This window comes from Wenyingzhuangia sp. IMCC45467, from assembly GCF_054111205.1.
In genome coordinates, this window is record NZ_CM134196.1 from 1808693 (window position 1) to 1821347 (window position 12655).

General features: G+C 31.2%; 16 protein-coding genes and 1 tRNA gene. 13 read left to right on the top strand and 4 right to left on the bottom strand.

The genetic code is table 11. From position 1 onward, the window contains the following. Window positions 1-16: 16 nt before the first annotated feature. A tRNA-Leu gene (locus ACXGQT_RS07690) sits at window positions 17-102 on the bottom strand. Window positions 103-346: 244 nt separating this feature from the next. On the opposite strand from ACXGQT_RS07690, the gene cyoE reads away from it, so the two are divergent. The 11 genes from cyoE to ACXGQT_RS07745 all read left to right on the top strand — a co-directional run bounded on the left by cyoE (window position 347) and on the right by ACXGQT_RS07745 (window position 7946). Further along, entirely contained in the window at window positions 347-1246 is a 900-nt protein-coding gene (cyoE, locus tag ACXGQT_RS07695; protein ID WP_457828020.1) for a heme o synthase, read from the top strand. Between the two features lie 14 nt (window positions 1247-1260). Next, window positions 1261-1836: a cytochrome c oxidase subunit 3 gene (locus ACXGQT_RS07700; RefSeq protein WP_457828021.1), complete on the top strand. Its 576-nt coding sequence runs from the start codon at window positions 1261-1263 to the stop codon at window positions 1834-1836. A 65-nt stretch (window positions 1837-1901) separates the two neighbouring features. After that, window positions 1902-2876, top strand: coding sequence for a cytochrome c oxidase subunit 3 (locus ACXGQT_RS07705; RefSeq protein ID WP_457828022.1), 975 nt, complete (start codon window positions 1902-1904; stop codon window positions 2874-2876). 33 nt (window positions 2877-2909) lie between these two features. Further along, a complete protein-coding gene (locus ACXGQT_RS07710; RefSeq protein WP_457828023.1) occupies window positions 2910-3254 on the top strand; it encodes a cytochrome C oxidase subunit IV family protein in 345 nt (114 codons plus the stop codon). A gap of 72 nt (window positions 3255-3326) precedes the next feature. Continuing rightward, window positions 3327-3980 carry a hypothetical protein gene (locus tag ACXGQT_RS07715; protein WP_457828024.1) on the top strand — a complete coding sequence of 218 codons (654 nt, stop codon included), beginning with the start codon at window positions 3327-3329 and terminating at the stop codon, window positions 3978-3980. Further along, window positions 3970-4662, top strand: coding sequence for an SCO family protein (locus tag ACXGQT_RS07720; protein WP_457828025.1), 693 nt, complete (start codon window positions 3970-3972; stop codon window positions 4660-4662). The genes ACXGQT_RS07715 and ACXGQT_RS07720 overlap by 11 nt, the downstream gene beginning before the upstream one ends. A 1-nt stretch (window position 4663) precedes the next feature. Then, a complete protein-coding gene (locus ACXGQT_RS07725) occupies window positions 4664-5182 on the top strand; it encodes a DUF420 domain-containing protein (protein WP_457828026.1) in 519 nt (172 codons plus the stop codon). An 18-nt stretch (window positions 5183-5200) separates the two neighbouring features. After that, entirely contained in the window at window positions 5201-5416 is a 216-nt protein-coding gene (locus ACXGQT_RS07730; protein WP_457828027.1) for a hypothetical protein, read from the top strand. Between the two features lies 1 nt (window position 5417). Next, window positions 5418-6203: a 16S rRNA (adenine(1518)-N(6)/adenine(1519)-N(6))-dimethyltransferase RsmA gene (gene rsmA, locus ACXGQT_RS07735; RefSeq protein ID WP_457828028.1), complete on the top strand. Its 786-nt coding sequence runs from the start codon at window positions 5418-5420 to the stop codon at window positions 6201-6203. Further along, a complete protein-coding gene (mgtE, locus tag ACXGQT_RS07740) occupies window positions 6184-7536 on the top strand; it encodes a magnesium transporter (RefSeq protein ID WP_457828029.1) in 1353 nt (450 codons plus the stop codon). The genes rsmA and mgtE overlap by 20 nt, the downstream gene beginning before the upstream one ends. 11 nt (window positions 7537-7547) lie before the next feature. Continuing rightward, entirely contained in the window at window positions 7548-7946 is a 399-nt protein-coding gene (locus tag ACXGQT_RS07745; protein ID WP_457828030.1) for an EamA family transporter, read from the top strand. On the opposite strand, the gene ACXGQT_RS07750 is transcribed toward ACXGQT_RS07745, so the two are convergent. From ACXGQT_RS07750 to xrtF, 3 genes are all read right to left on the bottom strand, one after another. After that, a complete protein-coding gene (locus ACXGQT_RS07750; protein ID WP_457828031.1) occupies window positions 7939-8844 on the bottom strand; it encodes an EamA family transporter in 906 nt (301 codons plus the stop codon). The two genes, ACXGQT_RS07745 and ACXGQT_RS07750, sit on opposite strands and share 8 nt — an antisense overlap. A 71-nt stretch (window positions 8845-8915) precedes the next feature. Next, entirely contained in the window at window positions 8916-9359 is a 444-nt protein-coding gene (locus tag ACXGQT_RS07755; RefSeq protein ID WP_457828032.1) for an exosortase F system-associated membrane protein, read from the bottom strand. 1 nt (window position 9360) lies between these two features. Further along, a complete protein-coding gene (gene xrtF, locus ACXGQT_RS07760) occupies window positions 9361-9897 on the bottom strand; it encodes an exosortase family protein XrtF (RefSeq protein WP_457828033.1) in 537 nt (178 codons plus the stop codon). Between the two features lie 146 nt (window positions 9898-10043). Here xrtF and purH point away from each other — a divergent pair, with 146 nt between their 5' ends. Then, on the top strand, window positions 10044-11570 hold the full coding sequence (gene purH, locus ACXGQT_RS07765; RefSeq protein ID WP_457828034.1) for a bifunctional phosphoribosylaminoimidazolecarboxamide formyltransferase/IMP cyclohydrolase: 1527 nt from the start codon (window positions 10044-10046) through the stop codon (window positions 11568-11570). A 52-nt stretch (window positions 11571-11622) separates the two neighbouring features. Beyond that, window positions 11623-12651, top strand: a complete 1029-nt coding sequence (locus ACXGQT_RS07770) for a rod shape-determining protein (protein ID WP_457828035.1) — start codon at window positions 11623-11625, stop codon at window positions 12649-12651. Window positions 12652-12655: the final 4 nt, after the last annotated feature.

Genomic DNA, 12655 nt, shown 5'->3' on the forward strand with positions numbered 1-12655 from the left:
ATTTTTTAAAACTTTGTACTCAAGATGGGACTTGAACCCATACGGGCATTTCTGCCCACTGGATTTTAAGTCCAGCGTGTCTACCAATTCCACCACTTGAGCATTTAGTTTACACTAAATATTTGGTATATTATAAAATGTTTCTTTGAACGAATGCATTTCTGTAAATGCGAGTGCAAATATAAGAGATATTTCTGTTCACAAAAAAATAATATTGCTTTTTTTTTATTTTTTTTTCATCCGTATAAATAACTACCAAAACTTAAGTATAATAAAATCTACAAGTTCAATTCCTAAGAAAATAATATCTCTATCTTTGCACAAATTTCTGAAGTACAAAAATCAAATGCCAAATACAGACAAAACCGTGGTAATTAATAAAAGCACTTTTTTGAGTGACTTTAAACAACTTACCAAATTTGGACTTTCATTAAGTGTCGTTTTTTCGGCAATAGCTGGTTATTTACTTGCTGCAAACAGCATTAATTACACCACTGTATCTTTGCTAGCTATTGGAGGTTATTTAATGGTAGGAGCCTCTAATGCATTTAATCAGATTATTGAAAAAGATGCAGACAAACTAATGCAAAGAACCATGGACAGGCCTTTGCCTACTGGTAGATACAATACAACTACAGCAATGATTATTGCTGTTATATTTACTATTTTGGGACTGTACATTCTTTATACTATTAACGAGAAAAGTGCTCTTTTAGGAGCTGTTTCAATATTTTTATACACTTGTGCTTACACTCCACTAAAAGGAGTAACACCTCTTGCTGTTTTTGTAGGTGCATTTCCTGGTGCTATTCCTTTTATGTTAGGATGGGTTGCTGCTACAGATAGATTTGGTATTGAGGCCGGAATCTTTTTTATGATTCAATTCTTTTGGCAATTTCCTCACTTTTGGGCCATTGGCTGGTTGGGTCATGATGAATATTTAAAAGCAGGTTACAATTTATTACCAACAGGTAAAAGAGATAGAAAGACAGTTAAACAAATTTTATTATACACTCTTATTTTAATTTTTGTATCCATTATTCCTGTTTTTAAACGTACAGGACAGTTTTATATTTATCCTATAACAGCTATCATTATTTTTTTAAGCGGAGCCGTAATCTTTTATTACGGAATTCAACTATATAAAGATTTATCTAAAAAAACAGCTAAAAAACTAATGTTGGCTAGTGTCTTTTACATAACAGCAATTCAAATTATATATATAATAGACAAATTTCTCCACTAAATAAGGAAAAGACAATGACTTTAGAAGAAGAATTAAGTATCGGTAGAAAAAAATCAGCAAAACCAATGTTATGGATCTCAATGGTTAGTATGACAATGATGTTTGCTGGTTTGGTTAGTGCTTACGTAATTAGTAGTAATCGTGAAGATTGGGTTAGTTTTGAACTTCCATCTGCATTAGTAATTAGTACGGTTTTTATTTTATTTAGTAGTTTAACCGTTCATGCTGCATTAATTGCTGCTAAAAAACAAAAAAACGTTATTGCTTCTGTATTACTAGGAATAACCTTAATTTTAGCAATCGGATTTGTATTATCTCAAATAAATGGTTTTAGTCAACTTAAAGATGCTGGTTTATTTTTTACTGGACCTAAAAGTTTGATATCATCATCAATGTTAATGGTTATTGTGTTTTTACACCTTGCACATGTTTTTGTTGCATTGATTGTATTAATTGTAATGAACACAAAACAACTATTAGGAAAGTATAATAATGGAAACACCTTAGGGTTAGAATTAGGTGCTATTTTTTGGCACTTTTTAGATTTACTATGGATAGCACTATTTTTATTCTTTTATTTTAATACTTAATGTAAATTTATAAATTTGCCATTCGAACAAAAACCGAACAAAAACAATCAATTATAACACTACTTATGAAAGCAACAACTGCTGATCAGAACACAAATGTATGGGAAGGTGGAGCAACTAGACCATTAGGAGCAAGTTATGGTAAAATGATGATGTGGTTCTTCATTCTATCAGATGCTTTAACTTTTGCAGGTTTCTTAGCCGCTTATGGACTTACTCGTTTTAAATTTATAGACGTATGGCCAATTGCAGATGAAGTATTTACTCACTTTCCAGGAATTCATGGAACTTACCCAATGTACTATGTTGCATTAATGACCTTTATCTTAATCTTTTCATCTGTAACTATGGTATTGGCTGTAGATGCAGGACATCAAATGAAACGTAACAAAGTAATTCTTTACATGTTCTTAACCATTATTGGTGGTATTGTTTTCGTTGGTTCTCAAGCTTGGGAATGGAAAAACTTTATTAGTGGAGAATACGGAGCTGTTCAATTAAAAGATGGTAAAATTGTACAATTTGTAAACCACGAGGGTAAACAAATTGCATTAGCAGATTTTGCAGAAAAGAACAATACTGTTGTAGAACACACTCGTTGGAATGGTCTTTGGAATGAAAAAGGTGCTACAACATCAGAGTTTACTACAGAAGGAATTATTGAATCTTTTAAACACAATCCAGAAATTGGAATTCGTTTAGAGAAAATAAACCCTGAAACCAAACAGAAAATAGTAATCCTTAACAAAGCAGAAGCTTTAAAATATTTAGAAAAATCTGCTAGAGTTGTAGAAGGAGCTAACTTAGAGGTTAACGAATATGGTTCTAGCCAATTTGCAGATTTCTTTTTCTTTATTACTGGTTTCCACGGTTTCCACGTAACATCAGGTATCATCTTAAACATCATTATTTTTGTTAATGTATTATTAGGTACCTACGAAAAAAGAGGACATTATGAAATGGTAGAAAAAGTTGGATTGTACTGGCACTTTGTAGATTTAGTGTGGGTATTTGTATTTACATTCTTCTATTTAGTATAATTTTTTAAAGCAATAGCATTCATATTATAAATTATGGCACAACACGAATCAAACACTAAGTTAATCTGGCAAGTATTCGGATTCTTATCATTAGTAACTATTGTTGAAGTAGCTTTAGGTATTTGGAAACCTCATGGTTTACATTTTACTACCTTTTTAGGAACTTCTTTATTAAACTGGATTTTTATCATTTTAACATTGGTAAAAGCAGCAGGAATTATGTGGTATTTTATGCACATGAATCATGAACGTAAAAACTTTGTTAATTCAATTATATTACCATTAATTATTTTAATTCCTTACTTGGTAACATTATTATTAATTGAAGGTGGTTATTTACACGATACATTAACACCTTACATTAACTGGAAATACTAATTCTTTGGAATTATGTTTATATAAAAAAGGTGGATTTATTCCGCCTTTTTTGGTATTTAAATCTCAATGATTATGAAGAAAAAAATCATTTTAATTTTACTATTTATAGGTCCTCTAGGGTTCTTTATTTTCTTATCACTAGGAGATGTTAACTTTAAACCTTGCGAAACTTTTAACACCAATATTGTTGATGTGGCAACATTTAAAAAAGATACCACCTCTTTTAAAGACAATATTAATGTAATTACCTTTTTAGGAAATAAACCTCTTTTAAAAGAAACTCAAATATTTAACATTAACGAAGTAGTTTTTAAAAAGTTAGCCAAGTACAAAAGATTTCAAATGATTTCTTTGTACACAAGTAAAGACAATTCTGATATTAAAATTATTCAAGAAAAATTAGCAAAAACTTCAGGGGATAAATTTTTTAAATGGAAGTTTATCTGTTTAGATTCTTTGGAAACCGCTACTCTTTATCAATCCTTAAAAACCATTTCTGATTTAGATAAAAACCTAGCATCAAACCAAGCCTTTATTATAGACAAAAACAACAATCAAAGAGGTAGAACAGATGATGACAAAATTGGTGAAGAAGTTTTTGCTTATGATTTATCATCAGTAAACGATTTAAAAAACAAATTACTAACCGACACTGAAAATGTTTTTTATGAACAAGAAGTATCAACCACTTCTAGAAAAGAAAGATTAGGAAAAGATGAAAAATAAATATTCATACATAGGTATTGCAACTGTAGTAGTATTATTTGGTTTTTATGTGTTTCGCAACTGGAACCATCATAAAAACCCTAAAAGCACAAACATATACCAACAAGAAGTTAACTTACCCGATGCAAGTGGATTAAGCTATTTGGTAATTAGTAACGAGGCTAGAAAAATGCCTGATTTTACTTTTACAAATCAAAACAACCAAACAATTTCTAATATAGATTATAAGAACAAAGTTTTTGTGGTTGAATTCTTTTTTACCAGCTGTCCTAGTATTTGTCCTATTATGAACAGGAACATGCTAACTATTGAAGAAGAATTTGGCGATAGAGAAGACTTTGGAATTGCTTCTTTTACCATCAATCCAAGTTTTGACACTCCAATGGTATTAAAACAATATGCTGAAAACTATGGAGTAACAAGTTTAAACTGGCATTTTTTAACAGGTGATAGAGATACTATTTACGAAATGGCCAACAAAGGTTTAAATATTTTTGCTGGCTTAAACCCCGAAGTTGAAGGTGGTTTTGAACATCAAGGATTTTTTGCTTTGGTAGATAAAAATGGATACTTAAGATCTAGAGTTGACAAATTTGGAAACCCTAAAATTTTCTACCAAGGAACAGAAATTAAAGAAGTAGAATTACTAAAAGAAGATATTGATTTACTATTAAACGAATAACATGGAAACCAAAAACTACAAAAAATTAATTACCCTATTGTCTATTGTAATCCCAGTTGCAGTAGCAGTTTTATTTGGAGTTAAATTAGACATTACCTTACCTGTATTCTTACCTCCTATTTACGCAACCATAAACGGAGTTACCGCTATACTATTAGTTGCTGCTGTAATTGCAGTAAAAAAAGGCAATATTAAAAGACACGAGTTTTTAATTAAAACAGCCATGGTTTGTTCTGCCTTGTTTTTGGTAATGTATGTTTTATATCACATGACAAGTAACTCTACAGAGTTTGGAGGTACAGGTGCCATTAGGTCTATTTACTTTTTCATTTTAATTTCTCATATTATTTTATCGATAGCAGTCATTCCATTAGTACTAACTACTTTTGTAAGAGGAATCAATAGAGAGGTTGAAAAACATAAAAAAATAGCAAAGTATACTTTTCCTCTTTGGCTATATGTTGCCGTTACAGGAGTTATTGTTTACTTAATGATTTCCCCTTATTATGTAATCAACTAACAATTGAAAAACACAAAAATGAAAAAACTACAATTCACATTATTCATCTTATTCTTACTCATTAGTTTACAAAACTACGGGCAGTGTGCCATGTGTAAAGCAGTAGTAGAAAATGGTGATAGTTCTTATGCAAAAGGATTAAATGATGGAATTGTAACTTTAATGATTATCCCTTATATTTTAGTAGCTCTAGTTGCTTTCATTATCTTTAGGTATTATAAAAAAAACAAATAACATGTCAGTAAAAGCTAAAAAACATTTAGGTCAACACTTTTTAACCGATGAGAGTATTGCCAAGCAAATTGCTGATATTTTATCAGAAAAAGAATACGATAATGTGTTAGAAATTGGTCCCGGTATGGGAGTAATGACCAAATATTTATTAGAGAAAAAATATACCACTCACGTAATAGAAATAGATGATGAATCTGTAGAATACCTACAAGCCCATTATTTACATTTAGGCCCAAGAATTTACGGAAAAGACTTTTTAAAGGTTGACTTACAAGATATTTTTAAACAACAACAATTTGCAATTATTGGTAACTTTCCTTACAATATTTCTAGTCAAATAGTGTTTAAAACTATTGATTACAGAGAGTTTATACCAGAATTTGGTGGTATGTTTCAAAAAGAAGTGGCTCAAAGAATTTGTGCAGCACCAGGGAGTAAAACTTACGGAATTATATCTGTTTTAACTCAAGCTTATTACGATACTGAATACCTATTTACCGTACCTCCTACCGTTTTTAATCCCCCTCCAAAAGTAGATTCTGGAGTCATGATTATGAAACGTAAAAAAGATTTATTTCTACCTGTACCAGATAAATTATTTAAACAAATAGTAAAAACAGCTTTTGGCCAACGTAGAAAAATGATGCGTAGCAGTCTAAAAAGCTTAAATCTTTCTGATGAATTAAGAAGTCATGAAATATTTAGCAAAAGACCAGAACAAGTATCTGTACAAGGATTTATTGAATTAACCGATTTAATAGAAAAAGATGGAATTTCAAATCAATAAAGATTTTATTAACTACATCACTGAACTTATTGCCGAAAACAATACAGCTCAGATTATTGAAGTTTTTAAAGATGTACATTATGCCGATTTAGCCGAACTATTTGAAGAAATAGATCCTCAATTAGCCATTGCTATCATTAAAATTGTTGATACTGATAAAACATCTGATGCTATTGTTGAGCTAGATGAAGATGTTCGTGAAGAGATTCTAAAAGGAATGTCATCCGAAGAAATTGCCAATGAAATAAATGAGCTAGAATCTGATGATGCTGCCGATATGATTTCGGAGCTTTCAGATGAACAAATGCACGAGGTAATTTCTCAAATTGAAGACATTGAACATGCCAAAGACATTGTTGATCTTTTACGATATGATGAAAACACTGCGGGTGGTTTAATGGGTAAAGAATTAATTAAAGTCAACGAAAAATGGACCTGCATGCAAAGTATTAAAGAAATGCGCTTGCAAGCAGAAGAAATTGAAAAAGTATACACCGTATATGTAGTTGATGATGACGATGTATTAAAAGGGAGATTGTCTTTAAAAAGTTTGTTAACCACTTCTACCAAAACTCCTGTAAGAGATGTTTACAGTCCTTCTATTACTTCTGTAAAAGCAAATGAAGACGGTGAACAAGTTGCTAGAATTATGCAAAAATATGACCTAGTAGTTGTTGCGGTAGTTGATGAAATGGGCCGTTTGGTTGGACAAATTTCTGTTGATGATATTATTGATATTATTAGAGATGAAGCCGAAAAAGATTACCAGTTAGCTTCTGGTTTAACTGATGATGTTGAAGCCGATGCTAGTATTTTAGAACTTACCAAAGCTAGGTTGCCCTGGTTAATTTTGGGATTATTTGGTAGTTTATGTGCTGCTGCTATTATGGGTAGTTTTGATAGTAATTTATTAAAAAAGTTTTCTGAATTATTCTTTTTCACTCCTTTAATTGCAGCCATGGGTGGAAACGTTGGAGTACAATCATCTGCTATTATTGTTCAAGGTTTGGCTAATGATAACATTAAAGGTAGTTTATGGAATCGATTATTTAAAGAAATAGGATTAAGCCTTATAAATGGTATTGTGTTAGGTTGTTTAGTGGTTGCCTATGGTTTTATTCAAAACTCAAACATGCTACTTAGTATTACCATTGCTTCCTCTTTAATTGTAGTTATTATTATGGCCGCTCTTATTGGAACTTTTGTGCCTTTAATTTTACATAAAAGAGGTATTGATCCAGCCTTAGCCACAGGTCCTTTTATTACAACTAGTAATGACATCTTAGGTATTTTTATATACTTTACCATTGCAAAAATTATTTTACCTATTTAAACAAACCTTTTATGTCTATTGTTTACGCTATTTTGGCTATGATTCTTTTTGGCTCTTGTGTATTTTTTTACAAACAAGGAACTCCTTTTTTTTCTACAGGTTTAGGAGCTTCTATATTTATTATGAGCCATATGATTATTTTAACGGTATTGGCTTTGGTTGAAAAAACAAAACTAGATGTAAAACATTTTAAGTTTTTAGTAATTGGTGGAGTGCTTGGAGGACTGGCTCAAGTATGTTGGTTTTTAGCATTAAAGCACGGAAAACTTAGTACTGTAGTTCCTATTAGAAACTTAGCTTTACTAGTAACTATTGCGTTGGGAGTTATCTTTTTAGCAGAAAAACTTACCCTTATAAAAGTTGTTGGCATTATATTAGGCCTAATTGCAGTTATTTTGGTATCTATTTAGCGCTATACATCAAACACAAAACTCCCAAAATAACACCAAACAAAGGAATTAATTTTAACTTTTTATTCTTCTCTTTAAAAAGAAGCCCCCCTATTAAGACCGTAAATAAAATTTGACTTCTTTTTAGTGCAGACATCAACATAATTAATACTTCGGGATCTTGTAAACCTCTAAAGTAAAAATAATCTGCCAACACCATTAAAACTCCTATTGCCAAAATAGACCAGTGCCAAGTAAATTTACCCATTTCTTCTTTTTTAGGTAAATACACAAAATAGACCAACAAAGACATAAATATAGTAACATAACAAAAAAACCACCATTGTACAGTTACTACTTCATATTGCTGATATTGAAATAAAAATTTATCATACAAACCACTACAGGCTCCTAAAAAGGTAGCTCCAATAATAGCAAATATAGCTTTGTTACTTTTAAATATAATTCCTTCCTTTTTTCCTATTCTTGAATAGGCCAACATGGAAATTACAATTAAAAAGAACCCTGTCCACTGAATAAATGTAGGGTTTTCTCTATAGATAAGTATAGCTCCTAAAAAAGTAAAAAAAGGGCCAGCAGCTCTAATAGGTGTAACAATAGTGATAGGTAAATGTTTTAGAGCATAAAAAGTTAACACCCAAGAACAAGTCATAATTAAGGATTTTACACCAATAAAAAAATGATCTTCTACTGCTATGCTAGAAACATACAATCCTATGTTTTTCATATACATTGGATTAATACAAGAAAGTATAAAGACTGGTGCTATTAGTAACAGACTAATTCCATTACTTATTAAAAGCACAGGGAACAACGCATTACCTTTTACACTTCTTTTTCTACAAAGAGCATTTAAACTTAAAAACAATGCAGCTGTTAAACCAAAATAAATCCACATAAACTAAAATTAAGCCACAAAAGTACAATATCAATAGGGCTTTACAGTTAACATAATCTTATGATTTACTTTTATTTTAAGTTTAATCTATAACGTTTTCTCATTAAATAAATAAAAGGAAGCAATACGATAACAAAAACTGGATGAATAATAAATCTGCGAATGTAAAACGGAAATAAATAACCTACATCTATTTTAAATGCCATCAAACTAAAAAGCACCGAAGACAGCAATACAAATGCTAATGCATAAAAAAAGGCAATGGTTCTAATAAAAGATCTATGAGGGAATGCAATTTTTAAGATCGCAAAAGAAATGATAGAGTTGATTAAATATCTAAAAAAATAAGAAATAAAAAGTCGCTTATTATCTATCTCAGGTAAAGGCAAGTATAAATAATCATTTTGAAAATAATGATCTAAAGGGTCATAAAATAAAATTGCTTCATAACCTCTAATAAGTATTAAAACCAAAAACAATAAAACTACTAACACAAATCGCATCCACCTTTTCATATTATTTTTTTTTTAGATTAGAAAAACGATTAACCCAAACTACCCACAGTAAAAAAACATATCCATAAATAAAAGCAGGAAACAATAAATCGTGCAAAATCATTTCGTATTGTTTAAAATAAACCATACCATAAGACAACAAGGTTATTCTGATGATATTTACATAATAAATGGAAATTCCACCAAGTACACAAAATAAAATAGTCTTTTTCCACGCTCCTTTAAAAGCAATAATAAAAGCTACAAATAAAATAATAATGCTCATGGAATTACATCCTTCTATTACCCTAGCTACATAATCATCATTTATAAAAAGTTTAAAAGATAGTTCCGTTGTGTGTTGCTCTACATGTGCTTTTGTGTTAGCAGTATTTAACAACCATTCTGTACTTTTGGCAACATGTTTGGTAATTGGATCTGATTTAAAGTTAGGAGCCTTAATTTCAGTACCTAACAAAAATAAAGAATAGCACAAAAACAATAAAAAATAGGTTCCAAAAAAACGCAATAGAAACCACCAAATTTTTTTATTCTTCATAGCTAAATATCATTATCAACCTCAAATTTAAAATTAAAAAAATGAATACCTAAAAAATAAATAAAAGTTTAGTAATTAAACAGTTCAATAGTTTAGCGTTTGAGGGACTTTTACTAATTTTGCTTTTTTAATCGAAATTCACAAAAATGAGCACTACTAAGCAAGCTAAATCAGCTTTAATTTCAGTATTTCACAAAGATGGTTTAGAGCCAATTGTTAGAAAATTTAACGAGTTAGGAATTACTATTTACACAACTGGTGGAACTGAAAAATTCATTAGAGACTTAGGTATTGATTGTGTGGCTGTTGAAGATATCACTTCATATCCATCAATTTTAGGGGGACGTGTTAAAACTTTACATCCAAAAGTTTTTGGAGGTATTTTAAGCCGTAGAGACAATGAGGGTGATAAAGCTCAGTTAGCTGAGTTTGAAATTCCAGAAATGGATATTGTTATTGTTGATTTATACCCTTTTGAAAAAACAGTAGCAAGTGGAGCTCCTGAACAAGATATTATAGAAAAAATTGATATCGGTGGAATTTCTTTAATTAGAGCGGCTGCTAAAAACTTTAAAGACGTAATTTGTGTTTCTTCTATGGAACAATACGATGAGTTTTTAAATATTATTTCTGCGGATAACGGAAATACAACTATAGAAGATCGTAAGCGTTTTTCTGCAAAAGCATTTGCTGTTTCATCTCACTACGATTCTGCTATTTATAACTACATGAACGAAGAGGAAAACAACTTCCGTCAATCTTTTGACAAAGTAACTCCTTTACGTTATGGAGAAAACCCTCATCAAAAAGGTGCTTTCTATGGTGATTTAGAAGCTATGTTCGAAAAATTACACGGTAAAGAATTATCTTTTAACAACTTATTAGATGTTGATGCTGCTGTAAATTTAATTAACGAATTTAAAGGAGAAGCTCCAACTTTTGCTATTTTAAAACACAACAACGCTTGTGGTTTTGCACAAAGAGACAACTTAAAAGATGCTTATGTTGATGCTTTGGCTGGAGACCCTACTTCTGCTTTTGGTGGAGTATTAATTGCCAACAAAACTATTGATGTAGCTACTGCCGAAGAAATTCACAAATTATTCTGTGAAGTTGTAATTGCTCCAGCTTATGATGCGGATGCTTTAGAGGTATTAAAAGGAAAGAAAAACAGAGTCATCTTAATTTTAAAAGATGTTGAGTTACCAAAAATTTCTTACCGTACTGCATTAAACGGAGTGTTATTCCAAGATGCCAACTTAATTACAGATAAAAAAGAAGATTTGAAAAACGTAACAGAAAAAATAGTTACCGATGCTCAAATTGAAGATTTATTGTTCGCTTCAAAAATTTGTAAACATACCAAGTCTAATACTATAATATTAGTAAAGAATAAAACGTTATGTGCAGGTGGTACCGGACAAACTTCACGTGTAGATGCTTTAGAGCAAGCTATTGCAAAAGCAAATCATTTTAAGTTCGATTTAAAAGGTGCAGTAATGGCAAGTGATGCTTTTTTCCCTTTCCCTGACTGTGTAGAGATTGCTCACAAAGCAGGAATTGAAGCTGTTATTCAGCCTGGAGGATCAATAAAAGATCAATTGTCTATCGACTACTGTAACGAAAATGGAATTGGAATGGTAATGACAGGAACTCGTCATTTCAAACATTAATTTGACTACATTTGTTTAGACTACATAGGAATTAAAAACACAAACTAGAAACATGGGATTTTTTGACTTTTGGACCGAAGACATTGCTATTGATTTAGGGACCGCCAATACACTTATCATTCACGAAGGAAAAGTGGTTATTGACTCTCCTTCTATTGTAGCTAGAGATAGGACCACGGGGAAAATTATCGCAACTGGTAGAGATGCTAGTTTGATGCAAGGAAAAACGCATGAAAATATTAAAACCATCCGTCCGTTAAAAGATGGGGTTATTGCCGATTTCCAAGCATCTGAAGAAATGATTAAAGAGTTTGTAAAAAGCATTCCTTCTATTAAAAAGAAAGTTTTTGCTCCCTCATTAAGAATGGTTATTTGTATTCCATCTGGAATTACAGAAGTTGAAAAAAGAGCCGTAAGAGACTCTGCCATTCATATGAATGCAAAAGAAATATACCTTATCTACGAACCAATGGCTGCGGCCATTGGGGTAGGTATTGACATTATGGAACCACGTGGTAACATGATTATTGATATAGGGGGTGGTACTACAGAAATTGCCGTAATTGCTCTTGCAGGAATTGTTTGCGATAAATCTGTAAAAGTTGCGGGTGATTTATTTACCAATGACATTATGTACTACATGCGTACCCAACACAACTTACACGTTGGAGAAACTACTGCCGAAAAAATTAAAATACAAATTGGTGCTGCTACCGAAGATTTAGAAACTCCGCCAGATGATATGTTGGTACAGGGTCGTGACTTATTAAGTGGTAAGCCAAAACAAGTGCAAGTTTCTTATAGAGAAATTGCCAAAGCCTTAGACAAATCAATTCTTAGAATTGAAGATGCGGTGATGGAGTGTTTATCATCTACTCCCCCAGAATTAGCTGCTGATATTTATAATACTGGTATTTATTTAGCTGGTGGTGGATCTATGCTAAGAGGTTTAGACAAACGTTTATCTAGAAAAACAGACTTACCTGTCTATATTGCCGAAGACCCTTTAAGAGCCGTTGTAAGAGGTACAGGAATCGCTTTAAAAGAATTAGAAAAATATAAATCTGTTTTATTAAGCTAGGCAC

Coding starts and splice junctions, on each gene's coding strand:
- cyoE (WP_457828020.1), top strand. CDS start 347: ATGCCAAATACAGACAAAACCGTGGTAATTAATAAAAGCACTTTTTTG.
- ACXGQT_RS07700 (WP_457828021.1), top strand. CDS start 1,261: ATGACTTTAGAAGAAGAATTAAGTATCGGTAGAAAAAAATCAGCAAAA.
- ACXGQT_RS07705 (WP_457828022.1), top strand. CDS start 1,902: ATGAAAGCAACAACTGCTGATCAGAACACAAATGTATGGGAAGGTGGA.
- ACXGQT_RS07710 (WP_457828023.1), top strand. CDS start 2,910: ATGGCACAACACGAATCAAACACTAAGTTAATCTGGCAAGTATTCGGA.
- ACXGQT_RS07715 (WP_457828024.1), top strand. CDS start 3,327: ATGAAGAAAAAAATCATTTTAATTTTACTATTTATAGGTCCTCTAGGG.
- ACXGQT_RS07720 (WP_457828025.1), top strand. CDS start 3,970: ATGAAAAATAAATATTCATACATAGGTATTGCAACTGTAGTAGTATTA.
- ACXGQT_RS07725 (WP_457828026.1), top strand. CDS start 4,664: ATGGAAACCAAAAACTACAAAAAATTAATTACCCTATTGTCTATTGTA.
- ACXGQT_RS07730 (WP_457828027.1), top strand. CDS start 5,201: ATGAAAAAACTACAATTCACATTATTCATCTTATTCTTACTCATTAGT.
- rsmA (WP_457828028.1), top strand. CDS start 5,418: ATGTCAGTAAAAGCTAAAAAACATTTAGGTCAACACTTTTTAACCGAT.
- mgtE (WP_457828029.1), top strand. CDS start 6,184: ATGGAATTTCAAATCAATAAAGATTTTATTAACTACATCACTGAACTT.
- ACXGQT_RS07745 (WP_457828030.1), top strand. CDS start 7,548: ATGTCTATTGTTTACGCTATTTTGGCTATGATTCTTTTTGGCTCTTGT.
- ACXGQT_RS07750 (WP_457828031.1), bottom strand. CDS start 8,844: ATGTGGATTTATTTTGGTTTAACAGCTGCATTGTTTTTAAGTTTAAAT.
- ACXGQT_RS07755 (WP_457828032.1), bottom strand. CDS start 9,359: ATGAAAAGGTGGATGCGATTTGTGTTAGTAGTTTTATTGTTTTTGGTT.
- xrtF (WP_457828033.1), bottom strand. CDS start 9,897: ATGAAGAATAAAAAAATTTGGTGGTTTCTATTGCGTTTTTTTGGAACC.
- purH (WP_457828034.1), top strand. CDS start 10,044: ATGAGCACTACTAAGCAAGCTAAATCAGCTTTAATTTCAGTATTTCAC.
- ACXGQT_RS07770 (WP_457828035.1), top strand. CDS start 11,623: ATGGGATTTTTTGACTTTTGGACCGAAGACATTGCTATTGATTTAGGG.